At 71.3% G+C, this 21,843-nt stretch carries 24 protein-coding genes; 15 read left to right on the top strand and 9 right to left on the bottom strand.

Annotated features, from left to right (window positions below):
* Positions 1-3 precede the first annotated feature (3 nt).
* From QE412_RS11380 to QE412_RS11345, 8 genes are all read left to right on the top strand, one after another.
* Positions 4-1,035, top strand: a complete 1,032-nt coding sequence (locus tag QE412_RS11380; RefSeq protein ID WP_307483654.1) for an LLM class flavin-dependent oxidoreductase — start codon at positions 4-6, stop codon at positions 1,033-1,035.
* Between the two features lie 23 nt (positions 1,036-1,058).
* A complete protein-coding gene (locus QE412_RS11375) occupies positions 1,059-2,261 on the top strand; it encodes an LLM class flavin-dependent oxidoreductase (RefSeq protein ID WP_307483652.1) in 1,203 nt (400 codons plus the stop codon).
* Between the two features lie 14 nt (positions 2,262-2,275).
* A complete protein-coding gene (locus QE412_RS11370; protein ID WP_307483650.1) occupies positions 2,276-3,634 on the top strand; it encodes an NtaA/DmoA family FMN-dependent monooxygenase in 1,359 nt (452 codons plus the stop codon).
* A gap of 14 nt (positions 3,635-3,648) precedes the next feature.
* Complete coding sequence (locus QE412_RS11365; RefSeq protein WP_307483647.1) at positions 3,649-4,518, top strand: DUF1684 domain-containing protein; 870 nt, start codon at positions 3,649-3,651, stop codon at positions 4,516-4,518.
* Complete coding sequence (locus tag QE412_RS11360; RefSeq protein ID WP_307483646.1) at positions 4,515-4,805, top strand: hypothetical protein; 291 nt, start codon at positions 4,515-4,517, stop codon at positions 4,803-4,805. Before QE412_RS11365 ends, QE412_RS11360 begins: the two co-directional genes overlap by 4 nt.
* A complete protein-coding gene (locus QE412_RS11355; RefSeq protein WP_307483643.1) occupies positions 4,802-6,217 on the top strand; it encodes an MFS transporter in 1,416 nt (471 codons plus the stop codon). Before QE412_RS11360 ends, QE412_RS11355 begins: the two co-directional genes overlap by 4 nt.
* Before the next feature lie 80 nt (positions 6,218-6,297).
* Positions 6,298-6,816 carry a GNAT family N-acetyltransferase gene (locus QE412_RS11350; RefSeq protein ID WP_307483640.1) on the top strand — a complete coding sequence of 173 codons (519 nt, stop codon included), beginning with the start codon at positions 6,298-6,300 and terminating at the stop codon, positions 6,814-6,816.
* Between the two features lie 148 nt (positions 6,817-6,964).
* Positions 6,965-8,263, top strand: a complete 1,299-nt coding sequence (locus QE412_RS11345; protein ID WP_307483637.1) for a PP2C family protein-serine/threonine phosphatase — start codon at positions 6,965-6,967, stop codon at positions 8,261-8,263.
* Positions 8,264-8,293: 30 nt separating this feature from the next.
* Here the strand turns inward: QE412_RS11345 and QE412_RS11340 are convergent, their stop codons facing one another.
* A complete protein-coding gene (locus tag QE412_RS11340; protein WP_307483634.1) occupies positions 8,294-9,022 on the bottom strand; it encodes an alpha/beta fold hydrolase in 729 nt (242 codons plus the stop codon).
* A gap of 113 nt (positions 9,023-9,135) precedes the next feature.
* Here QE412_RS11340 and QE412_RS11335 point away from each other — a divergent pair, with 113 nt between their 5' ends.
* Positions 9,136-10,107 carry an IS481 family transposase gene (locus tag QE412_RS11335; RefSeq protein WP_307479428.1) on the top strand — a complete coding sequence of 324 codons (972 nt, stop codon included), beginning with the start codon at positions 9,136-9,138 and terminating at the stop codon, positions 10,105-10,107.
* Positions 10,108-10,172: 65 nt separating this feature from the next.
* Here the strand turns inward: QE412_RS11335 and QE412_RS11330 are convergent, their stop codons facing one another.
* Positions 10,173-10,346, bottom strand: coding sequence for a hypothetical protein (locus QE412_RS11330; RefSeq protein WP_307483631.1), 174 nt, complete (start codon positions 10,344-10,346; stop codon positions 10,173-10,175).
* Between the two features lie 431 nt (positions 10,347-10,777).
* Between QE412_RS11330 and QE412_RS11325 the strand changes: the two genes are divergently transcribed.
* Complete coding sequence (locus QE412_RS11325; protein ID WP_307483627.1) at positions 10,778-11,107, top strand: hypothetical protein; 330 nt, start codon at positions 10,778-10,780, stop codon at positions 11,105-11,107.
* Positions 11,108-11,239: 132 nt separating this feature from the next.
* Here the strand turns inward: QE412_RS11325 and QE412_RS11320 are convergent, their stop codons facing one another.
* From QE412_RS11320 to QE412_RS11300, 5 genes are all read right to left on the bottom strand, one after another.
* Complete coding sequence (locus QE412_RS11320) at positions 11,240-11,776, bottom strand: GNAT family N-acetyltransferase (RefSeq protein WP_307483624.1); 537 nt, start codon at positions 11,774-11,776, stop codon at positions 11,240-11,242.
* 64 nt (positions 11,777-11,840) lie between these two features.
* Positions 11,841-12,821 carry an ABC transporter substrate-binding protein gene (locus QE412_RS11315; RefSeq protein ID WP_307483622.1) on the bottom strand — a complete coding sequence of 327 codons (981 nt, stop codon included), beginning with the start codon at positions 12,819-12,821 and terminating at the stop codon, positions 11,841-11,843.
* A 115-nt stretch (positions 12,822-12,936) separates the two neighbouring features.
* Complete coding sequence (locus QE412_RS11310; RefSeq protein WP_307483620.1) at positions 12,937-13,719, bottom strand: amino acid ABC transporter ATP-binding protein; 783 nt, start codon at positions 13,717-13,719, stop codon at positions 12,937-12,939.
* Complete coding sequence (locus QE412_RS11305) at positions 13,716-14,789, bottom strand: amino acid ABC transporter permease (protein ID WP_307483618.1); 1,074 nt, start codon at positions 14,787-14,789, stop codon at positions 13,716-13,718. The genes QE412_RS11310 and QE412_RS11305 overlap by 4 nt, the downstream gene beginning before the upstream one ends.
* 170 nt (positions 14,790-14,959) lie before the next feature.
* Positions 14,960-15,703: an AraC family transcriptional regulator gene (locus QE412_RS11300; protein ID WP_307483616.1), complete on the bottom strand. Its 744-nt coding sequence runs from the start codon at positions 15,701-15,703 to the stop codon at positions 14,960-14,962.
* A gap of 194 nt (positions 15,704-15,897) precedes the next feature.
* Between QE412_RS11300 and cynS the strand changes: the two genes are divergently transcribed.
* From cynS to QE412_RS11285, 3 genes are all read left to right on the top strand, one after another.
* Positions 15,898-16,350 (top strand): cyanase, encoded by a 453-nt coding sequence (gene cynS, locus QE412_RS11295; RefSeq protein ID WP_307483613.1) that lies wholly within the window; start codon positions 15,898-15,900, stop codon positions 16,348-16,350.
* 19 nt (positions 16,351-16,369) lie between these two features.
* Positions 16,370-17,197 carry a formate/nitrite transporter family protein gene (locus QE412_RS11290; RefSeq protein WP_307483609.1) on the top strand — a complete coding sequence of 276 codons (828 nt, stop codon included), beginning with the start codon at positions 16,370-16,372 and terminating at the stop codon, positions 17,195-17,197.
* Between the two features lie 145 nt (positions 17,198-17,342).
* Positions 17,343-17,582: a hypothetical protein gene (locus QE412_RS11285; RefSeq protein WP_307483606.1), complete on the top strand. Its 240-nt coding sequence runs from the start codon at positions 17,343-17,345 to the stop codon at positions 17,580-17,582.
* A 35-nt stretch (positions 17,583-17,617) separates the two neighbouring features.
* Here the strand turns inward: QE412_RS11285 and QE412_RS11280 are convergent, their stop codons facing one another.
* Positions 17,618-18,325 (bottom strand): SDR family NAD(P)-dependent oxidoreductase, encoded by a 708-nt coding sequence (locus QE412_RS11280; protein WP_307483604.1) that lies wholly within the window; start codon positions 18,323-18,325, stop codon positions 17,618-17,620.
* Between the two features lie 199 nt (positions 18,326-18,524).
* Positions 18,525-19,022 carry a pyridoxamine 5'-phosphate oxidase family protein gene (locus QE412_RS11275; protein WP_307483602.1) on the bottom strand — a complete coding sequence of 166 codons (498 nt, stop codon included), beginning with the start codon at positions 19,020-19,022 and terminating at the stop codon, positions 18,525-18,527.
* Positions 19,023-19,183: 161 nt separating this feature from the next.
* Here QE412_RS11275 and QE412_RS11270 point away from each other — a divergent pair, with 161 nt between their 5' ends.
* Both QE412_RS11270 and QE412_RS11265 read left to right on the top strand, forming a co-directional pair.
* Positions 19,184-20,182: an alpha/beta hydrolase gene (locus QE412_RS11270; protein WP_307483600.1), complete on the top strand. Its 999-nt coding sequence runs from the start codon at positions 19,184-19,186 to the stop codon at positions 20,180-20,182.
* Between the two features lie 124 nt (positions 20,183-20,306).
* Positions 20,307-21,683 carry an amidohydrolase family protein gene (locus QE412_RS11265; protein WP_307483597.1) on the top strand — a complete coding sequence of 459 codons (1,377 nt, stop codon included), beginning with the start codon at positions 20,307-20,309 and terminating at the stop codon, positions 21,681-21,683.
* Positions 21,684-21,843 lie beyond the last annotated feature (160 nt).

Raw genomic sequence — 21,843 nt, 5'->3', positions numbered from 1 at the left:
CGGATGCCGATTCCTCCCACACCCACGATCGCCGAGGCGGGGCTGACCCTGCCGGGAACGTACGACGAGAGCGACCCGTCCGGCGGTCTGGAAGAGACCCTGCGGCTCATCGAGTACGCGGAGGAGCTGGGCTATCAGGTGGCCGGCGTCCGCCAGCGTCACCTCGAACGCGGTCTGTCGTCGGCTCTGCCGTTCTTGGCCGCGGCGACCCAGCGCACCTCGACGATCCGCCTCGAGACCGCGGTGGTACCGCTCGGGTACGAGACGCCGTTCCGCCTTGCCGAGGACTTCGCGACCGTCGACGTGCTCTCGCGCGGGCGCCTCAACGTCGGCATCAGCTCCTCGGCGCCGCATCGCGAGGTGCTGCGCCCTCTGGGCCGTGTCGGAGAGCTCGACGACATCGAGCCGTACACGCTGATCGCCCGGTTCCTCGAGGCCCTCGAGGGGCGCGCCCTGGCCGACGATGCGATCGCGACGCCGTACGGGCCGCAGATCCCGCGCGTGCAGCCGCACGTGCCGTCGCTGCGTGACCGGGTATGGCTCGGTGGCGGGTCCGCGCGTTCCGTGCGGTGGGCCGGACAGCACGGCCTGAAGCTGCTGCTGGGCAACCTGGCCGCGGCCGACGGGGACGCATCGTTCGAGACGGTCCAGCGTGCGCGGATCGACGAGTATGACGCCGCGTTCGTCGGACCCGGCGAGCCGGCGGTCGGGGTGGAGCGCGTGATCGTCCCCACCGACAGCGCGACGGCGGCGCAGCGGGCGCACTACGCGGAGTTCGCGGCGGGGCGCGAGGCACGCACCCTCGCCCCCACCCGGGGCGTCGTGTTCCAGCGCGATCTGGTCGGCTCGACCGATGAGATCGTCGAGCGCCTGCGCGCCGACCCGGCGATCGACGGGCGCACCGCCGTGCGCGTCGCCGTCCCGTACGCGTTCCACCGCGACGAGTACCGCCAGATCCTGTCCGACATCGCCGAGGGCGTGCTTCCCCGCCTCGGCTGGCGACCGGCCGGCTCCGCCGCCGCGGTCGCCGCCTGACACCGATACCGAAGGAGACCTTCATGACTACATCGCGTCCCCCGCACATCGGCGTCGCGCTCGAGGGAGCCGGGTGGCATCCCGCCGCCTGGCGCGAGCCGTCGTCACGCCCCGCCGACCTGTTCACCGCCGCGTACTGGATCGACCTCGTCCGCACCGCGGAGCGGGCCGGCCTCGACTACGTCTCGATCGAGGACTCGCTCGCCCTGCAGTCCGAACGATTCCTCACGGGTGACGAACGCACCGACGAGGTACGCGGGCGCCTCGACGCCGTGCTGATCGCCTCGCGCGTGGCCCCCGCGGTCTCGCGCATCGGTCTTCTCCCGGTCGTGACGGTGACACACACCGAGCCGTTCCACGTGTCGAAGGCGATCGCCACGCTCGACTACGTCAGCGAGGGGCGCGCGGGCGTGCAGGTGAAGGTCTCGGTGCGCGCCGACGAGGCCGCGCACGTGGGCCGTCGCCCGCACCCGGGCGACGTGGCTCTCGACGACCCCGCCTTCCGCGCGTTCGTCGATGAGGCCTTCGACGAAGCGGCCGACGTCGTCGAGGTCGTACGCCGCCTCTGGGACAGCTGGGAGGACGACGCCGAGATCCGCGACGCCGCCACCGACCGGTTCCTGGATGCCGACAAGGTGCACCGCATCGACTTCGAGGGCCGCTTCTTCTCGGTGCGGGGGCCGTCGATCACCCCGCGCCCGCCGCAGGGGCAGCCGGTCGTCGCCGCCCTCGCGCACGCCGAGGGACCGTACCGCCTCGCCGCGCGATCCGCCGACGTGGTGTTCGTCACGCCGGCCGATGCCGCACACTCCCGCTCGATCGTCGACGCGGTGCGGGATGCCGAGCGCGCCGTCGAGCGCCAGGGCGAACCGCTCCTCATCGTCGCCGACCTCCTCGTCTTCCTCGACGAACCCGGTGGCGAGAGCGGAGCCGACCGCCTGGCGCGGCTCGACGCCCTCGGCCGGCCGCTCGTCTCGGACGCGCGGATCGTCGCCGGCTCGGCATCCACCGTCGCCGACGTCATCGACGACCTCGTCGCCGCCGGTTACGCCGGGGTGCGCCTGCGACCGGGCGTCGCGACCGACGACCTGCCCCGCATCGCCGACGACCTCGTGCCCGAGCTGCGCCACCGCGGTCTCGTGCAGTCGGCACCGCACACCACCCTCCGCGGCCGCCTCGGCCTGCCCGAGGGTCTCCCCAGCCGCTACGCCACCCCGGTCGCCTGAGAGGACGAAACACCATGAGCACGCGCAAGCAGATCATCCTCGCCGCCTACGTGGGCGGCGTGAACGAACACACCGCCTGGGAGCACCCGGATGCCGGGAGCCAGATCGACTTCTCGACCTTCCGGCACGTGGCGCAGACCGCCGAACGCGGGCGCTTCGACTACTTCTTCCTCGCCGAGGGCCTCGCACTGCGCGCCCGCGACGGCCGTATCTTCGACCACGACATCGCCGGTCGCCCCGACACCCTCCCGGTGCTCGCCGCGATCGCCGCGGTCACCGAGCACCTCGGACTCGTCGGCACCCTCAACGCCACGTTCAACGAGCCGTACGAGCTGGCGCGGCAGATCGCGAGTCTCGACCACCTCTCGGGCGGTCGCGCGGGCTGGAACGTCGTGACCTCGTTCGACGCGTACACCGGTGCGAACTTCCGTCGGGGCGGCTTCCTTGCCCACGCCGACCGGTACGTGCGCGCGGAGGAGACCGTGGCCACCGTCCGTGAGCTGTGGGACTCGTGGGCCGACGACGCGATCGCCGCCGACAAGGAGTCCGGCGTCTTCCTGCGCGACGGTCGGGCCGGGGAGTTCTCGCACCACGGCAGCCAGTTCGACATCGAGGGCCGGTTCACCGTGCCGCGCAGCCCCCAGGGCCGCCCGGTGATCGTGCAGGCCGGGGTGTCTCCGCAGGGCCGCGACTTCGCGGCATCCACCGCCGACGCGATCTTCTCGCCGTACTCCAAGCTCGCCGAGGGCAAGGCGTTCCGCGACGACATCCGCGAGCGCGCGGCGCGGTTCGGCCGCGATCCCGAGCACGTGAAGATCCTGCCGTCCGCGGGGTTCGTCCTGGGCGACAGCCGGGCGGATGCCGAGGAGAAGGCGCGGCACATCCTCGAGCAGCAGCTCAGCGACCGCACGATCCAGGTGACGTTCGAGCAGGTGTGGAACCGCGACCTGTCGGCGTACGACCTGGACGGTCCCGTGCCGGACATCGATCCCGACCCCGAGGCGCCGGCCTTCATCCAGGGTCGCGCGTTCATCTTCCAGGACCGTTTCCAGACCGTGCGCACGTGGCGCGAGCTCGCCGAGCAGAAGGGCCTCACGCTCCGCGGCCTCGCGCACGAGGTCGCGCGCGCACCCGGGTACATCGGCACGCCCGAGCAGGTCGCCGACCAGCTCGACACGTTCGTGCAGGAGGGCGGCGCCGACGGTGTCGTGCTCGGCTCCCACGTCGTGCCGTCGGGGCTCGATGAGTTCGTCGACCGCGTCGTCCCGCTGCTGCAGGAGCGCGGGTCGCTGCGCACCGAGTACGAGGGCACCACGCTGCGCGAGAACCTCGGACTCCCTCTGCCCGAGGCCGCCCTGGCCGCGGCCCTCTGAGCGACGGGACGATCATGAGCGTCACGACGCAGGCGCCCCTCGACCGCGCGCAGTTCGCCCGCGAGTGGGAGGACTGGCACCGCACGCACGAGGAGCGCCGTGCCGATCCGCACGGCTTCCTCGCGGTGGCCGCTTTGTACTGGATCGACGAGGAGGCGCAGCCGTACCCGGGCATCCCCGGGCGGTGGCACACCTCCGACGAGGGCCCCGTGGTGGAGCTGGCCGCGGGCGAGTCCCTGCGGATCGGGGATGCCACGGTGACCGGCCGCCACGCGTTCGGTCCGATCGCCGAGCGTGAGGGCGTGACCGTCGGGTTCGACGGGGGTGTGATCGAGGTGGCGCGGCGCGGGGGACGCGACATCCTCCGCCCTCGTCGGCCCGATTTCCCCTTCCTCGGCTCCTACGCCGGCACGCCGACGTATGTGCCGAACCCGCGGTGGCGGGTCGAGGCGCGGTTCGTCCGCTACGCCACTCCGCGGCCGCACGAGGTGGGTGCAGCGGTCGACGGGCTCTCGCACGTGTACGAGTCGCCGGGGTACCTCGAATTCGAGCTGCGGGGCGAGACGTTCCGCCTCGTCGCCTTCCCCGGGCACGCCCCCGGCACGCTGAACGTGCTCTTCACGGATGCCACGAGCGGGCTCACCACGTACGCCGCGAACCGCTCGCTGTCGGTTGCCGAGCCGGATGCCGAGGGCCGGACGGTCGTGGACTTCAACCGCGCCGTGAACCTCCCCTGCGCGTACACCGACTTCGCCACGTGCCCGCTGCCGCCGGCTGAGAACCGCCTGCCGGTCGGCATCGAGGCGGGGGAGAAGACGCCCCTCGCTCGGGCGCACGGCATCGCCACGGCCCAGGGCATCGAGCCGGCGGGAGCCGCATCGTGAAGTTCCAGCTGCTCGACATCATCCCGTTCTCCGCCAACCCCCTCACCGGGGAGCAGGTCAGCCCCGCCGACCGGTTCGCGCAGACGGTCGAGGCGGCGGTGCGCGCCGAGGAGCTCGGGTTCGACGCCGTGGCCGTGGGGGAGCGCGCGACCGAGGTCATCCCGGTGCTCCGCCGCGAGCTGCCGACGACGCTGTGGACGGATGCCGACCCGGCCGGTTCGCGGTCGGCGGGGTCGCAAGGCGCCCCCGCGCGCGAGACGGCCACCTTGGTCGGCGCCGTGTCGTGACGACCGCCTCGGCGGCGACCGCGAGGGACGAGTCCGCCCGGGCGGCCCTGACGTGCTGCCTTCTCGCGGGCTTCGCGACGCTGCTCGATGCGACGGTGATCGCCTACACGGCGCCCACCGTCGCCTCCTCCCTGGATGCCGCCACCTCGGGCGTGCAGTGGTTCCTCGCGGCATACTCGCTGACGTTCGGCCTCGGGCTGGTGCCGGCGGGCCGGCTCGGTGACGCGTTCGGTCGACGCGAGCTGTTCGTGGCCGGAATGCTCGCGTTCGTGGTGGGGGCCGTGGCATCCGCCCTGGCCCCCTCGGTCTGGCTGCTCGTCGCGGGGCGTCTCGCACAAGGCCTGGGCGCGGGGTTCATCAGCGCGCAGGTGCTCGGCATCATCCAGGACACCTCGCACGGGACCGCACGCGTGCGCGCCCTCGGCGCGTACAGCGCGGTCGGTGCGTTCGCGGCGATCGTCGGGCCGCTGTCGGCCGGGGGACTGCTGTGGCTGCTGCCGGCCGAGCTGGGCTGGCGGCTCGTGCTCCTTCTTCCCGTGCCGTTCGCCGCGATCGCCGCGTGGCGCGGCTGGCGTTCGCTTCCCCGGGCTCGCCCGGCACGACTGACGGCGGGCCTCGACGTGCCGGGGATCGTCCTCCTCGGGGCGATCGTCGTGCTCGTCACGCTGCCGGTGATCGATCCCGGGATGCCGGCATCGTCCACGATCGGCGTCTCGGTCGTGGTGCTGTTGTCGGTAGCGGCCCTGGTCCTGTGGGAGCGCGCGTATGCGCGGCGCGGGCGGCTGCCGCTGTTCGCCCCCGCGTTGCTGCGTTCGGGTGGTTTCGTGGCTGGGAACGTCGTCGCCCTGCTGTGGTTCGGCAGTCTTCTCGCTCTGTCCACCGTGGTCGCCGTCTACTTCCTGCAGGCGCATAACCTCCCGGCGCTCGTGATCGCGGCCGGGCTCATCCCCGGCTCCCTCGCTCGCCTGCTCACGTCGCGCGCGAGCGCGGCGATCTACGCGCGACTCGGGTCGGCGGCCGTCAGCGGTGGTCTCGCCGTCGAACTGGTCTGCCTCGTGCTGCTCGTCGGCGCGACCCTCGTGTGGGACTCGTGGACCCTGTTCACGGCGGTGATCGTCCTCCAGACGGCGATGGGGCTGGCGGGCGGCCTGATCGAACCCGCGCTCCGTGCCATCACCCTCGGGTTCGCGCCGTCCACGCTGCACGGGGTCGCGGCATCCTTCCTCCAGCTCACGCAGCGGCTGTCGGCCACGTTCTTCGTCGCTCTTACGACCGGAGTGTTGCTGGGTGTGGCTGCGGCTCCATCCACGTCTTCTCTCCGGGTCGCCGTGGGGATATCCGCGGGAGCGGTGCTCGTCGCTCTCGTGGTGGCTCTGAGTCCGGCCCTGCGACGACCGTCGTCGAATCGGTGACCGGCGCGGCGGCATCGGCCGTGTTACCCGCCGTTTCCGGCTGCTCCCGGCCGTCGCGCGGTCCCGGCGATACTGACGGAATGACGACGCGGCATCCGACCTGGACCATCGAGCGCGTCGACTGGCACGACGAGCGCGCCGTCGCGCTGCGCGCGGCGATGGACGACGAGATCGGCCCCCGCTACGCCGAGGTGTTCGCGGCCTTCGACGAAGAAACGCAGGCCGTTCTGGCCGAGGACTTCGCCGTCGATCCCGCGACGATCGTCGAGGTCATCCTCGTTGTGGATGCCGCGGGCGAGCCGGTCGGCCACGCGGCGCTGCGTGCCCTCGGCGAGGAACTGGAGGTCAAGCGGGTCTTCGTCGATCGACGCGCCCGCGGACAGGGCGCGAGCCGCGCGCTCATGGCGGAGCTCGAGCGCCTCGCCCTCGCGCGCGGCGCGTCGCGGCTCATCCTGCAGACCGGCGACCGCCAGCCCGAGGCCATCGCCCTGTACGAGCGGATCGGCTATCGCGTCATCGACGTGTTCCCGCCGTACGTGCGCTTCCCCGCGTCGCGGTGCTTCGCGAAGCCGCTGCCCGCGGCCGACGACCGCGCCTGACCCGTCCGGATCGCTCCCGCCGTGAGCAGCCGGGATCCCCGAACGACGGGCACCCGCGGGTGCGGGCGCATCTTCGCATCTCGGGCGTTCCGTTTCGGTTCACGACCACTTCTGGCCTTCGACGCGTATCGCCGGATTGACTGGGCGCATGACCCAGGAGCTTCCGCGGACGCGTGATCGGTCGCTCAGCGGAGCGTCACGGGTGCTGACGGCCGTTCACACCTCGTGGGAGCCGCTGGCGAAGCAGGCGATCGTGACGGCCCTCGTCGCGATCGCCGCCGTCGCGAGCGCCGCATTGCCGTGGCTGTTGGTGACCGATGCCGCGCGCATGTGGCAGGGAGTCGGCGTCGCGGTCGCGCTGCTGGTGCTCGCGGGTGCCATGGGGCGTTGGCCGCTCCTCAGGCGCGTCGAGATCGTTGTTCCCCTCGGCGACTTCATCGCGATCGGTCTGCTGCGCTTCGGCACCGGCGACAGTCAGTCGGTGTTCCTGGCGATCATCGTGCTGCCGGTGATCTGGATCGCCGCGGGAGACGGGCGGTGGCGCATCCTGCTGCCGCTCGTCGGCGTAGGCGTGACGCTGCTCTCGCCCCTGGCCCTCTCCGTCGATCGCGGACTCACCGTGAGCGAGCTCGTGCGCCTGCTCATCGCCCTCGCCGTCTATGCGGGCGCGGCGGCCGTGGTCAACGAGCTCTCGCGGCGCTCGTCGCTGGCGTTGTCGAGGTCGCAGCGCCGCAGACGCCTGGCCGAGGCCGAGGTGTCGGAAGCGGCCTTCGTGCAACGTTCTCTGCAACCCACCGATGCGTCCGAGCTCCCGGGGGCGTTCCGCGCGGCCGGGGCGTGCGTTCCGGCGCGCACGGTCGGGGGCGACTTCTTCGACTGGTACAGCACGCCCGACGGGGGTGCGGCATTCACGCTCGGCGACGTCATGGGTAAGGGCGTCGGTGCCGGCATGATCGCGGCCGCGGTTCGCACGGTCATCCGCAGCGGCCTCGCCGACCCCGACCCCGCCGAGGCGTTCCAGCGTACGGCGCTCGGGCTCAGCACGGGGTCCACCGACATGATCGGGGCGCAGTTCACCACGTGTTTCCACGCGCGGATCTCTGCCGACGGGATGCTGCGCTGGGTCGATGCCGGCCACGGGCTCACGGTGCTGCGTCGCGCCAGCGGCTGTACCGAGTTCCTCCGGTCGGGGTACCTCCCCATCGGCGTGGGCACGAGCTGGAGCAGCACCGAGACCCTTCTCGAATCCGGTGACAGCATCGTGAGTGTGAGCGACGGCGTGCTCGACCTGTTCGGGGGGTCGCTCGACTCGATCGACCGCTACGCCGAGTTTCTCGAGCGGTGCGTCGACGTCGACACCGTGGTTGCCGAGCTCATCGACCGTGCCGCGGCCACCGAGCAAGAAGACGACGTGACCGTGCTCGCCGTCACGTGGTCGCCGCTCTGACGGCCACGTCGCCGAGACGCTCGCCCGGAGTCATCTGTCGAGGGCGAACGCCCGGATGCGTGCCGCTACCACGGTGGCGGCCGTGAACTGCACGAGGTGACGGTGTCCCTCGACGGTGCAGAGCGTTCCGCTCAGCGCCCGATCGCTCAGCCGACGTGCCCACGCCTCCCGAGCGATCGGGTCGGATCCGCCGCGCACCACCAGCAGCGGCATCCGCAGCCGCGAGACCCTCTCCTCGAGGGGATACCGCAGCATGTGGCGCGCCTGTCGCGCGTACCAGACCGGGCCGCACCTCAGGTAGTCGGTCAGCACGATGGCGTTGGCGCCGAGCGGCTCGAGAGCCGAGTCGCGGGCCAGCAGCAGCGCCTGGGTGAGGGCGCCTCGCCGCCGATCATCGGTGACGGGCCCGATCGCGACGACCGCGTCGGCGAGGTCGGGCCGCCGGATGGCCAGCTCGACCACCCACTGCGCTCCCATCGAGTGCCCTACGAGCACGGCTCGCCGCACACCGAGCTCGTCGAGGACGACGCCGAGCCCCTGGGCCATCTCCCCGACGTCGGGGGTCTGGTCCGGCGTGGGCAGGCCCCCGAAGCCGGGCAGGTCGATCGTGTGCACGTCGGCATCCGTCGCCAGCTCGGCGTGGAGACGGCGGAGATACCGATGCGACATGCCGATGCCATGGATCAGCACGAACACCGCGCGACCGGCCCGCCGGTTCGAAGCCGACCGGAAAACGAGCCCCTCCACCGCGTGTATCACGCCGGTCACCCTAGGTGTTCTGACCTGGGTGGTTAGGGACGTAGATGTAGGTGAGGACCTTCTGGTGGAGTGGAGTCACCACAACTAACCGCTCCGAAACCAGAAGGTCCTCGATGTCCCACGCTAATGCTGTTCTCGCGCCCGCTGGAAGGTTGCGCCTTGCTCGTCTGATCGTTGATGAAGGGTGGCCGTTGCGCCGCGCCGCCGAGCGTTTCGGCGTCGGGGTGACCACCGCCGCCCGGTGGGCGTGCCGTTACCGTGAGGCCGGCGCGGCGGGGATGGCCGATCGTTCCTCCCGCCCGCGCGTGAACCCGAACCGCACTCGGGCCCGGGTGGAGCGGCGGGTGGTGAGCCTGCGGGTGTCGAGACGGTGGGGGCCGGCGCGTATCGCCGCGCAGCTGCGGTTGAATCGCTCCACCGTGCAGGCCATCCTGCGTCGCTACGGGTGTCCGCCGTTACGGTGGACCGACCCTGGCACCGGGGTGCGGATCAAGACCAGCCGCGCCGCCACGAACCGTTACGAAGCCGCCACCCCGGGCGATCTGGTCCACATGGATGTGAAGAAGCTCGGTCGTATCCCCGACGGCGGCGGGCACCGCATCCACGGACCCGCCCAGGGCAAACGCAACCGGGCCGGCAAAGGCCACGGGTACGCGTTCATCCACTCCGTCGTGGACGACCACACCCGGATGGCGTACTCCGAGATCCTGAGCGACGAACGCAAAGACACCGTCACCGCGTTCTGGACCCGCGCCCACGCCTGGTTCCAGGGCGCCGGCATCGAGGTAAAAGCCGTGATGACCGACAACGGAAACGGCTACCGCTCCCACCTGTTCCGCGACGCCCTCGGCCCCATCCGCCACATCCGCACCCGCCCATACCGGCCCCAGACGAACGGGAAAGTCGAACGCCTCAACCGCACCCTCCTCCAAGAATGGGCCTACGCCCGCGCATACAGATCAGAAACCGAACGCACCGCCGCATTCGCCCCCTGGCTCCATCACTACAATCACCACCGAACCCACACCGCCATCAACGGCACCCCCGCCTCACGCGTCCCCAACCTCCCCAGCCACAACACCTAGGCACGCACGGATCTGGCCGGATGAGGCTTGCGCGATCTCGCCACGGGGTCGGGGATCGGCATCCCTCACCGTCGAGCGGCGATACCGTCGTGTGCCGCGGGCCCGGTGACGGCTCCGATGACGGCCAGGGCTGCCGCGATGGGGAAAGCCGTGGGTGCGTTCACCGACGTGGTCAGACTTCCGACGACGGGGGCGCCGACGGCCTGGTCGAGGGCGGTGACGAGGAACGCGAGGCCCACCCCGGTGGCGGGGCTGCGGGTGTAGACCCGGGTGCTCCGGATCAGCAGGAATCCCGACAGTTGACGAACGCGCTCGCGACCGTCGCGGTCCCTCGCACGAACGGACAGCGAATCGGTGAGCGTCAGCGCGAGAACGAGGGCGACCGGGTAGGCCGAGAACGACGCGCGAGAGAACTGCCATGCGCGCGGCCCGCCTTTCTCGTCGAGACCGCAGTGCCCGGTTTCTGCGCGCCGATGTTCCCCACGCGAGTAACGAATCCGTCACGCGGCGCAGCGCGCGCTGTCGAGCCGCCCGATGAGATGCGACCGTGGAACTCCCCCGGTGAGATTGGGCGAGAAGGATGGTGTTCGGTATGGCGCAACGACCAGCTCTCGCCCTTTCGGCTGCTTTCGCGTCTCTGCTCGCGCTCGCGGGATGTGGGGTCCCGGGCGTGGCTACCGACCGGTACGCGGGTGTCCCGCCCGGCGTTCAGGCGGCTTTCGATGATTCCGAGCCCCGCGCGATCGTCGCCGATGACGGCAATCTCGCCCTCGTCACGTACGGCAGCTCGAGCTGTCCTCCCACCGTCACCGGAATCCGGGCGGAGGATGCCGGGACGATCACGCTCTCCCTCGCCGAATCGCCGAATGATGTGTGCACGGCCGATATGGCAGCGACCACCCACGTCGTCCCCTTGCCCGACGAGGCATCGGGTCGGCCGCTGACGGTCCACGTCGTCTACACCGACATGCCGTGGGAGTTCACGATCGTCGCCGGGTGATTCCCGGCCGCTACGGTTCTGCCCGGGTCCGCGGACCAGGACACGGCTGCACGACTCCGGCAGAACGCCCGCGCTTCGCCTCCGCGCCCCGCACACCAACGCCTTTTGCAGGAGTTGTGCTCGAGAGCCCGGTCAGAGGTCGTACCCGAACGCCCGCAGGTCCAGGAACCGCCCGGGCTCCACCTCGACCGGCTGTTCGCGTTCGGTGAGGCGCCGGAAGCCGAGCTTGAGGTACAGCGCGTGGGCGCCGAGCATCTCGGGGCCGCTGTTCATCACCACGCGTCGCGCGCCGCGCCCGCGCGCCAGCGCGATCACGTGCCGGGTCAGGGCCTCGCCCACCCCGCGTCCGCGGGCCGCGGGCGCCACAGCCAGCTGCCGGAAGTCCAGCTCGCCCTCCCGGGCCAGGGGCGATAAGCGCTCGCCGGGCCGGGGGACCCAGACGGTGCCGACGATCTCGTCGCCGTCGAGGGCCACCCATACCTCGCCTTGCGCGACCCGGCCCTCGACGTCGGCCAGCGACGCGAGGTAGCCCTCGGTCAGCCCCTCGTAGCTGTGGCGATAGGCCTCGGCCGTGATCCTGCCCGCCTCGGCGTGCTCGTGCGGCTCGACGAGACGGATCGTCAGGCCTCCAGAGCGTGGGTCGTGCGGGGCGGGGAGCGAGGCGGTCATGGCATCCATTCGATCAGAAACAGCGCGCGGCCCGGCCCCGTGAAGGACCGGGCCGCGCGGGCGGTCAGGACTTCGGCAGTCCCGGCGGGTTGATCTGCGAGGTCTCGATCCCCTCGGATTCGAGGTTCCAGACCTTCAGCACCTCGGCGTACGTGCCGTTCTCGATCAGCGCGTTCAGCGCGATCTGCACGGGCTCGATGAGGCCGTTGCCCTTCTTGGTGCCCGCGGCGATGTCGGCGTGCAGCGGCCAGCCGCCCGGGATGATGCCGACGAGCTTCGTCTCGCCGGTCTCCTTCGCCGCCCACGCGGAGGTCGCGTTGGGACCGAAGGTCGCGTCGGCACGGCCCGACGTGAGCGCGAGGTTCCCTGCGGCGTTGTCGTCGTAGTACTGCAGCTCGGCGGGGGCCTTGCCCGCGGCGGTGAGCTCCTCGTTCCAGTTCAGCAGCACCTTCTCCTGGTTGGTGCCCGAGCCGACGATGACCTTGAGGCCCGAGATGTCGTCGGCCTTCTCGATGCTCGAGATCGGGCTGTCGGCACGGACGTAGAAGCCCAGCAGATCCTGCCGGTAGCTCGCGAAGTCGTACAGCTCCTTGCGCTCTTCGGTCACGGTGACGTTGGAGGTGATGAGATCGTATTTGCCCGATTGGATGCCGAGGGGCCAGTCCGTCCACGCCACCACGACCGGGTTGTACTCCAGGCCCAGGCTCTCGGCGATGAGCGAGCCGAAGTTGGGCTCGGTGCCGGCGGGCAGGGTCTCGCCGTCGGGCACGTAGCTCAGCGGCGGCACGAACGCGCCGACCGCGACGGTCAGCTTGCCCGGCTCGATGGGCTGGAAGCCGCTGGCCTTCAGCGCCGCGACGGCTTCGGGAACGGCGTCGGTGTGCACCCACTCGATCTCGCCGGCGGACGCGGATGCCGAGGGCTCGGGCGCGGCGACCGCCTCGGCCGGACGGTTGAGCCCGATCGCGGTGCCGACGCCCACGACGGCGACGACCGCCGCGGCGATCACGCCGATCGCGATGCCCTGTTTCTTGCTGAGTGCCATGGTGTGTCTCCTGTGGTGGTGCGGAAGGGATGCCGCGGCGGTGAGGTCGCGCCGCGGCTTTCGGGTACGGGTGGGAGCGGGCCCGCGAGTGTGGCGGGTCGCGGGAGGGGCGGGGTCAGCCGAGAACCTTGGCGAGGAACTCCCGCGTGCGCGGATGCCGCGGGCGGCTCAGGACCTCATCGGGAGCCCCCTGCTCGACGATGCGGCCCTGGTCGAGGAAGACCACCCGGTCGGCGACCTCGCGGGCGAAGCCGATCTCGTGCGTGACGATGATGAGCGTCGTACCGAGGTTCGCGAGATCCCGGATGACGTCGAGCACCTCGCCCACGAGCTCGGGGTCGAGCGCGCTCGTCGGCTCGTCGAAGAGCAGCACCTGGGGCTTCAGCGCGAGCGCGCGGGCGATCGCGACCCGCTGCTGCTGGCCGCCCGAGAGCTGGCGGGGGTAGGCGTCGGCCTTGTCCGCGAGTCCGACCCGGTCGAGCAGGCCGAGGGCGAGCTCACGGGCGTCGTCCGTGCTGAGGCGCTTGAGCGCGAGCGGCGCCTCGGTGATGTTCTCCAGCGCCGTGAGATGCGGGAACAGGTGGAAGTTCTGGAACACGATGCCCACGCGGGTCCGCCGCTGCAGGATCTCGCGCTCGCGCAGCTCGTGGAGCTTGCCGTGGCGCAACTCGTAGCCGATGAACTCGCCGTCGACCGTGACAGAGCCGGCATCCACGCGCTCGAGGTGGTTGATGGTGCGCAGCAGCGTCGACTTGCCCGACCCGCTGGGCCCGAGCAGCGCCACGACCTCGCCGGGCTGCACGGTCAGGTCGATGCCCTTCAGCACCTCGACGCCGTGGAAGGCCTTGTGCACGTTGTGGATCTCGACGAGTCCGCGGGTGGCGGTGACCGTGCTCATGCGCCGGTTCCCTTCTCGACGGCCGGTGTCCCGGCATCCGCTGTCTCCGCGCCGAGCGATCCGGCGCGCGCCGGACCCCTGGCATCCGTCCCTCCCGGGGGTGTGTCGCCGAGCCGCGCCCACTGCGTGCTCACCCACCGTCGCGCCCGCTGCACCGGCGTCGGCGGCAGCGCCCGCGCGGAGCCCCGGGCGTAGTACCGCTCGATGTAGTACTGCGCGATGCTCAGGATCGTGGTGATGAGGGTGTACCAGACCACCGCGACGAGCAGCAGCGGGATGACGCGGCTGTTGCGGTTGTAGATGACCTGCACCGCGTAGAAGAGCTCGGGGATCGCGATGACGAACACGACGGATGCGCCCTTGACCAGCCCGATGACCTCGTTCGTGGCGTTCGGGACGATCGAACGCATCGCCTGCGGCAGGATGATGCGGAACAGGCGCCGGGATGCCGGGATGCCGAGGGCAGCCGCCGCCTCGTGCTGACCGGGGTCGACCGACACGAGCCCCCCGCGGATGATCTCGGCCGAGTAGGCCGCCTGGTGCAGGCCCAGGCCGAGGATCGCCGCAGCGAACGCGCTGATGATCTGCACCGTGGGGAACTCCACGATCCAGAAGTCGGTGGTGAAGGGGGTGCCGAGACCCAGCGTCGGGTAGAGGTAGCCGAGGTTGTACCAGACGATGATCTGCACGATGAGCGGCACCGATCGGAAGAACCAGATGTAGCCCCACGCCACCGAGCTCACCAGCGGCGACGGCGAAAGGCGGCCGAGGGCGAGCAGGGTTCCGAGCACGAACCCGACGACCGACGAGATGGCGGTCAGCCCGAGCGTGTAGCCGACGCCGATGAGCACGGGCTCCGAGAAGAAGTACTGCGCGAACGTGCCCCACATGTACTGCTCGTTCGTGACGAGACTCCAGGCGAATTGGGCGACGACGAACAACAGCAGGGCGCTGAGGATCCAGCGCCACCAGTGGCGGGTGGGGACGACGGTGACGGTGCCCAGGTCGACCTGCGCCGCGGGATGCGGATCGGCCGTGCGGGCGGGGGATACCGGCGCGGTGGTGGTCATGGCGTGCTCCTCGCAACTCCTCGCCGGAGCGGGGCTCCGGGGGTGACCGACACGCTAGATCCGCTCCCGGCGTGCCCGCGAGGCGTCGTTTCACACGTCGAAACGACAGGTCACCGGCCGCAACACGACGCCACGCGGCGCCATACGGCAGGCGCGTGTGGGTCGGTGGGCTACGGCTGCCGGGTGCGACTGGGCGCGTAGCCGAAGTGCTGCCGGTAGGCGCGCGCGAAGCTGTCGGCGTCCTGGTATCCCGATGCGTGGCAGGCCCACTGCACGCTCTCGCCTCGTGCGAGCAGCACGCGCGCGTGCTCGAGCCGGTGCCGGCGGATCTCGGCGGCGGGCGAGGTGCCCGCCTCGGCGAAGATCGCCTGGACGGATCGGACCGAGAGGTGGTTGTCGGTGGCGAGCGTCGCGGGGGAGAACATCGGGTCGCACATGCGCGAGGCGATCGCGTGTTGCATCTCGCTCAGGAGGCGGGCGCGGGTCTCGGTCCGTGTCTCGCGCGTTGCGGGTGCCGCCCTGTGCGCACGGCTCGCGCTCCCGCCCAGCGCCGCGAAGCTCAGCAGCACGCTGTCGGTACCGGCGAGGGGCCGCGTCGACCACCGCACGGGCCGCACGTCGCCGGCCCGCGTGACGAACCACTCCGAGGCGGCCAGCGGCTGCTTCGCGTGGATGATCGGGCACTCGTGCTTCGGGTACGGCGTCCCGTCGGGGCGATGCCGGTGCAGCAGGTCGTGGCTCCCACCACCGCGCAGGTCGGTGCCCGGTCGGTGGCCGAGGAAGCGGACGGCGGCATCGTTCGCGAGCTCGACGCGACCGTGCTCGTCGATCACCCAGAGCGGGAGCGGCGCGTCGCGCAGCACGGTCGACAGCAACGTCGCGTCGTGCGGCATCCCGTCGGTGAGCGCGTCCATGGCAACGACGGTAGGCGCCGTTGCGGCGCGCCCCTGTTGCACCGTCGTTTCGCGCGTGTGAACCCTGCCTCATCGTGCGCGAATCGTCGGGTGACGTGCGCGCAAAGCCTGTGGGCGGGGGCGCCCTCGCCCCGACAGTGGGCTTCACGCCGATCGGTGACCCGTCCGATCGCACGACTTCGAGGAGACCAGACATGACCGACTGGAACGCACGGCGCGACCACGCGACCGACACCGTCCGCAGGGCCGTGGCCCGGTCCGAGCGCTCGTGGGCAGACCTGGCCGAGGCGCTCGACCGCCCGCTGCTGTGGACCATCGCGGCGCTGCTCGGCTCGCACGCGCTCCCGGCGGAGCTCGCCGCCCGGGCGGGGCAGCTGCTCGACCTGGATGCCGAGACCGTCGCCACGCTGCAGGAGCAGCCGTACCGCGTGCGCGGCGACGAGCTGCGCGCCGATCCGACGATCTATCGCTTCTACGAACTGCTCGGGGTGTACGGCCCTGCTGTGAAGGAAGCCATTCACGAGGAGTTCGGCGACGGCATCATGAGCGCGATCAACTGCAACATCGAGATCGACCGCCGCGCCGACCCCGACGGCGACCGCGTGCGGATCGTCATCGACGGCAAGTTCCTGAAGTACCAGTGGTGACGGGGAAGAGGACGCACTGATGAGCTACGTGACCCCCAAGGACTTCGCCGTCCGCATGATCGACGCCGGGCAGTCGAAGGTGTCGCTGTCCACCCGTGACACCCTGATCCGCGCGTACATGGCCGGAGCGATCCTCGCCCTCGCCGCCGCGTTCGCCGTCACCGTCAGTGTCCAGACGGGTTCTCCGTTGATCGGCGCCCTCCTGTTCCCGGTCGGGTTCGTCATGCTGTATCTGCTCGGCTTCGACCTGCTGACCGGTGTCTTCACCCTCGTCCCCCTCGCATGGATCGACAAGCGCCCGGGCGTGACGCTGGGCAGCGTCCTGCGCAACTGGGGACTCGTCTTCCTCGGCAACTTCGCCGGCGCGCTGACCGTCGCCCTCCTCATGGCGATCGTGTTCACATACGGCTTCTCGTCCGAAGTCAGCCAGGTCGGGCAGGCGATCGGTCACATCGGCGAGGGCCGCACCGTCGGCTACGCGGAGCACGGTTTCGCGGGCATGCTCACCCTGTTCGTCCGTGGAGTCCTCTGCAACTGGATGGTCTCGACGGGCGTCGTCGGCGCGATGATGTCGACCAGCCTCCCCGGCAAGGTCATCGCGATGTGGATGCCGATCATGCTGTTCTTCTACATGGGCTTCGAGCACTCGGTGGTGAACATGTTCCTGTTCCCGATCGGCCTGATGCTGGGCGGTGACTTCACCCTCGGCGACTACCTGGTGTGGAACGAACTGCCGACCGTGCTCGGAAACCTCGTCGGGGGGCTCACCTTCGTCGGGTTCGTCATCTACGCCACCCACGCCAAGACCGCGCCCGCTCGCGCGCTGCGGTCGAAGGCGCGGGCGTAAGGCGGCGACCCACGGGTGCGGCCCGCGTGCGAAGCGCGGGGCCGCACCCGTGCGCGCAGGCTCGACGCCGGTGCACCGCCACGTCGGCGACCAGCGGAGTGCCCGGAGCCGGCGTTCCCGCGCTCGCCGGGGGCAGGATGGGGTAATGGATGACGTGTTCGCGCGATTGCGCCGGCTCGCGGTGCAGCTGAGGCACGATGGCTACGACGACCTCGCCCTGCAGCTGACGGACGCGGTGTCGACGAGTGCGACGGGCACCGAGCTTCTCATGCGGGTGAGGTGGGTCCTGCGGGGCGACCAGCTGCGTGAGGCGATGGTGCCGCCGGCGCTCGCGGCGCGCGTCGGGGCGATGCTGGCCGAGGTGGAGTCGCTGCTGTCGACATGAGACGTGGACGTCCGGGGCGACAGACGCCCCGGACGTCAGTGCATGACCATGCCGCCGGTGACGTTGATCGCCTGCCCGGTGAGGTATCCGCCGGCCGGTGAGGCGAGGAAGTGGGTCACACCCGCGACGTCCTCCGGAATACCGAGTCGGCCGAGCGGCGACTTCGCGCTCCACGCGGCGACGTCCTCCTCCGAGCGGGTGTCGGCTCCCATCTCGGTGAGCACGTACCCCGGGCACACCGCATTGACCGTGACGCCGTGGCATCCCCATTCCTGCGCACCCGCACGCGTCAGCGCCACGACCGCGGCCTTCGACGCGGCGTAGTGTCCCTCGCCCCCGCCGCCGACCTTGGCGGCCATGCTGGCGATGTTGACGATCGAGCCGCGGCCGGCCTCGAGCATCGCCGGGGCGACGGCCTGCATGGCCACGAGGGTCGCGCGGGCGTTGATGTCGAGCACCAGGTCCCAGTCCTCGACCGTGATGTCGAGGAGCGGGGCGTGCTGGAAGACGCCCGCGCAGTTGACGAGCACGTCGACCCCGCCGAGGACGTCACGCGCCTCCGCCACCGCGCGGCGGGTGTCTGCGGGATCGCGCAGGTCGACCTCGACGAACACGGATGCCGGTGACCCGGCCGGCGCGCGCCTGTCGAGCACCGCGACACGGGCACCGTCGGTCGCGAACCGGTCGACGATCGCGGCTCCGATGCCGCCGGACCCGCCGGTGACGATGACGCGCTGAGACATGGGACTCCTCTCGTGAGGGGCCGCCCGTGCCCCTCGGCGTCACGGTACGCGGCGACCCGATCGCGCCCGCGACAGCGTTGTTTCGGCGGGGTAACGAGCGACGGGGCGACCGGCAGATCGGCCCGACCCAGCCCCACCGCGGGCCTCGCTCACGCCCCTCGCGGACGACGACGCTCTGCGAGACGGACGCCGTGCGCGCTCACGCCAGCGCTGCCCACACCTCCGCGGCGTCGATCTCGATCCGCGCGTCCGTGCCCCGCGTGCGCCATGCGTCGCGATCGAAGACGAACGCCCGCTCGACCGTGAGCACGTAGAGGCGTTTGGTCGGAATGGCCAGCGTCGCGGCGACTTCGTCCTCGAGAGCATCCCCCACCCCCGCGTCGCGGGGAAGGCGCACGGCGAGAACCTCCCGCACGGCCGACGGGTCGGCATCCACCTCCCGCGCACGGAAGGCCAGCTGCACCCCGTCCGCATCGGCCACCGATGCAGAGGAGTCGTACACGACCCCGGATGCCACCCCCGACGCCGCGATCGCCCGCGCGTGCCGCGACCCCCTGTCGGACTCGACGTACAGGCTGCCGGGCAGGAGCCGGTACTGCGCGGCCGCCGTCCACGGGCCGTCGGCATCGGCCGTGCCGATCACGACGAATCGCTGGGCCGCGAGGATCGCCGCCGCGCGCTGCTCGGCGGAGTGCATGCCCTCATCGTCGTGGGCGCGGGAGACACCGATGTTTCTGCGCCGTAACGCTTGTCCGCGGGCGCCGGGGCCCTGGCATCCGTGGTCCTACGCTCGGGACATCACCGTCGCGCCCGCCACCCGCGAGCCGCGCTGACGGCACCCCAGCCGCAGGAGAGCCCGTGACCGTCCACCCCGCCATCACCGACCCCGACGTGCGCGCGCACCTCGAACGACTCGCTACCCGGGCGGGCACGATCCCGTCGGGGGCGACGGATGCCGACGGCGACGACGCTGCGCGTATCGCCGAGCTGCGCGCCAACCCGTCATGGGTGCGTCTGCCCGACGACGACGCGATCGCGTCGATCGACCTGGATGCCGGCGGCCTGGCCCTGCGCCTGTACCGTCCCCGGGCGGGGCACCGCGGAACGCTCGTCTTCGCGCACGGGGGAGGGTGGGTGGCCGGCGACCTCGACAACAACGATGCCCTGTGCCGCGCGCTCGCCGCGGCGACGGGCAGCCAGGTGCTGAGCGTGGACTACCGGCTCGCGCCCGAGCATCCCTTCCCGGCGGGCCTCGACGACCTGGAGCGCGCGCTGCATTTCGCCGCCGACGGCGCGGACGGCCTCGTCGATCCGGCGCTGCTCGGGGTCGCCGGGCACAGCGCCGGGGGCAACCTCGCCGCGGCGCTCGCGCTGCGCGCCCGTGACGGCCGGGCTCCCGGCATCCGGGTCCAGGTGCTGTTGTGTCCCGTTCTCGACGCGCCCGACCCGGACCGCTCGAGCTATCGCGCCCACACCGAGAACCTGCCGCTGACCGCGAAGGGCATGCAGTGGTACTGGGGGCTGTACGTGCAGGATGCCGAGGGCCCGGCGCCCGTCGATGCCGCGCCGCTGCGCGCCCCCGACCTGGCCGGCTCCGCCCCGGCGGTGATCGTCGCGGCGGCCGTCGACCCCCTGTCCGACGAGGCGCAGGAGTACGCCGGGCGGCTCTCGGCGGTGGGTGTTCCCGTCGAGTTCGTGCGGCGCGAGGGCGTGCCGCACCTGTTCCTGGTGTTCCCCTCGACGCCCGCCCGCGACGAGGTGCTCGCCGCGATCGCCCCCGCCGTGCGGCGCGCATTCACCGAGCCGCGGGAGCCCCGTCGCCTCGTCACCCCGTCGAGTGTCCAAGAAACGCCGTAGAGCTTCACCGCGTTACGGCGTTTCCTGGACAATCAACGCCGCCTGAGCGCCGGCAGCGACGAGGCAAAAAGCTTGCCGCACGCTTGGAACACCGCCGAAACACCGAATTGTTACCGTCATCAACATGTCGCTCCTGGTCACCAACGCCCGTCTGATCACCGTCCCCGCCGGGACCGACGACCCCGGCTACATCGAGCGCGGGTACCTGCTCGTGCGCGACGGCCGCATCGCCGCGATCGGCGCGGGCGACCCCGACCCGGGCGTCACCGCCGACGAGATCCTCGACGTCGACGGCAAGTTCGTCGCCCCCGGCTTCGTCTCGTCGCACAGCCACCTCTTCACGAGCGGCTCGCGCGGCCTCGGCGTCGACCAGACGCTCTACGGCTGGTGCACCTCGATGTTCAGCGTGCTCAACAACGCCTCGCCCGACCAGATCTACTGGGCGACGCTGCACGGCTCGCTCGACTTCCTCGCCAACGGCGTGACCACGGCCTACAACTTCACCGACCCGCTCCTGCCCTGGGAGCCGATGGTCGAGGGCAAGCGCGCCGACGGCGGCGGCACCCTGCGCGACCACGCCTGGCACACCCGCCAGGCCGACGGATGCTACGACGCGGGCCTCCGCTTCGTCGACTCGATCGCCCTGGACGCCACCGTCGGCACCGACGAGGAGATCTTCGCCCGCTTCGAGGCCTCCCTCGATCACGTGCTCGCGATGGACCCCGACATCGCCCTCGGCGCCTCGATCATGGGCCAGGTGCAGTGGTCGACGCGGCCCGACGCCGCCGAGATCGAGGTCGCGGTCATGGACCGCTTCGGCGTGACCAACCAGGCGCACTTCCTCGAGACGTACGAGGCGATCGAGCACCAGCAGACGAAGTTCCAGCTGTACAAGAACGCCGGGGCCCTTCGCCCGGGCATGATGTTCGGCCACTTCATCCAGACGACGCCCGAGATCATTCAGGATGCCGCCGCCGGCGGCGCCAGCATGTCGTGGCAGCCGGCGTCCAACGGGCGTCTCGCGTCGGGCATCGCCCACGTGCCCGAGATGCTCGATCTCGGCATGAAGGTCGGCATGGGCCTCGATGACCAGGCCTGCACCGACGTCGCCGACCCGTGGCAGAACATGCGCATGGGCATGTTCATGCAGCGCGCCCGCACCCACGACCCGCTGTCGATGATGCCCGAGCGCGTGCTGCGCCTGCACACCCTCGGGGGAGCGGAGATCATGGGCGTCGACGACCGCGTCGGCAGCCTCGAGGTGGGCAAGTTCGCCGACTTCGTGGTCGTCGACCCGCGCAAGCCCGACGTCGGACCGCTGTGGAACCCCGTCCGCAGCTACGTGCTGGCCTGCGGCCTGCGCAACCTCGAGCGGGTGTACGTCGGCGGCAAGCTCGCCAATGACAGTGGCGTCTCGACCAACCCGCTCGCCGTCGAGGCCTCGCGCGTGCTGCACGAGGAGCTGCCGGCGCTGGCGGATGAGTTCGGCATCATCCTCTGAGCCGCCGAGGCCGCGCCCGCAGCTGCCCGCCTGGCTGCCCGCCCGCCTGCCCGCCTGGCTGCCCGCCCGCGGGCGGGGCCGTGCGGCGGAGTTCGGTTCTGACATGCCGGTGGCGGCCGCCTTGTTACGGCGTGTCGCCGCTGGCATCCGCGGTGGGGTA

This window comes from Microbacterium trichothecenolyticum (assembly GCF_030818955.1).
GTDB classification, from domain to species: Bacteria; Actinomycetota; Actinomycetes; order Actinomycetales; family Microbacteriaceae; genus Microbacterium; species Microbacterium trichothecenolyticum_B.
Note: the sequence above shows the minus strand (reverse complement) of the source record. Positions and strands in the feature narration are given on the sequence as shown.

Bases quoted from the DNA above. Each gene is read 5' to 3' on its own strand.
- QE412_RS11380 (WP_307483654.1), top strand. From the start codon at position 4: ATGCCGATTCCTCCCACACCCACGATCGCCGAGGCGGGGCTGACCCTG.
- QE412_RS11375 (WP_307483652.1), top strand. From the start codon at position 1,059: ATGACTACATCGCGTCCCCCGCACATCGGCGTCGCGCTCGAGGGAGCC.
- QE412_RS11370 (WP_307483650.1), top strand. From the start codon at position 2,276: ATGAGCACGCGCAAGCAGATCATCCTCGCCGCCTACGTGGGCGGCGTG.
- QE412_RS11365 (WP_307483647.1), top strand. From the start codon at position 3,649: ATGAGCGTCACGACGCAGGCGCCCCTCGACCGCGCGCAGTTCGCCCGC.
- QE412_RS11350 (WP_307483640.1), top strand. From the start codon at position 6,298: ATGACGACGCGGCATCCGACCTGGACCATCGAGCGCGTCGACTGGCAC.
- QE412_RS11345 (WP_307483637.1), top strand. From the start codon at position 6,965: ATGACCCAGGAGCTTCCGCGGACGCGTGATCGGTCGCTCAGCGGAGCG.
- QE412_RS11335 (WP_307479428.1), top strand. From the start codon at position 9,136: ATGTCCCACGCTAATGCTGTTCTCGCGCCCGCTGGAAGGTTGCGCCTT.
- QE412_RS11320 (WP_307483624.1), bottom strand. From the start codon at position 11,776: ATGACCGCCTCGCTCCCCGCCCCGCACGACCCACGCTCTGGAGGCCTG.
- QE412_RS11315 (WP_307483622.1), bottom strand. From the start codon at position 12,821: ATGGCACTCAGCAAGAAACAGGGCATCGCGATCGGCGTGATCGCCGCG.
- QE412_RS11310 (WP_307483620.1), bottom strand. From the start codon at position 13,719: ATGAGCACGGTCACCGCCACCCGCGGACTCGTCGAGATCCACAACGTG.
- QE412_RS11305 (WP_307483618.1), bottom strand. From the start codon at position 14,789: ATGACCACCACCGCGCCGGTATCCCCCGCCCGCACGGCCGATCCGCAT.
- QE412_RS11300 (WP_307483616.1), bottom strand. From the start codon at position 15,703: ATGGACGCGCTCACCGACGGGATGCCGCACGACGCGACGTTGCTGTCG.
- cynS (WP_307483613.1), top strand. From the start codon at position 15,898: ATGACCGACTGGAACGCACGGCGCGACCACGCGACCGACACCGTCCGC.
- QE412_RS11290 (WP_307483609.1), top strand. From the start codon at position 16,370: ATGAGCTACGTGACCCCCAAGGACTTCGCCGTCCGCATGATCGACGCC.
- QE412_RS11285 (WP_307483606.1), top strand. From the start codon at position 17,343: ATGGATGACGTGTTCGCGCGATTGCGCCGGCTCGCGGTGCAGCTGAGG.
- QE412_RS11280 (WP_307483604.1), bottom strand. From the start codon at position 18,325: ATGTCTCAGCGCGTCATCGTCACCGGCGGGTCCGGCGGCATCGGAGCC.
- QE412_RS11275 (WP_307483602.1), bottom strand. From the start codon at position 19,022: ATGCACTCCGCCGAGCAGCGCGCGGCGGCGATCCTCGCGGCCCAGCGA.
- QE412_RS11265 (WP_307483597.1), top strand. From the start codon at position 20,307: ATGTCGCTCCTGGTCACCAACGCCCGTCTGATCACCGTCCCCGCCGGG.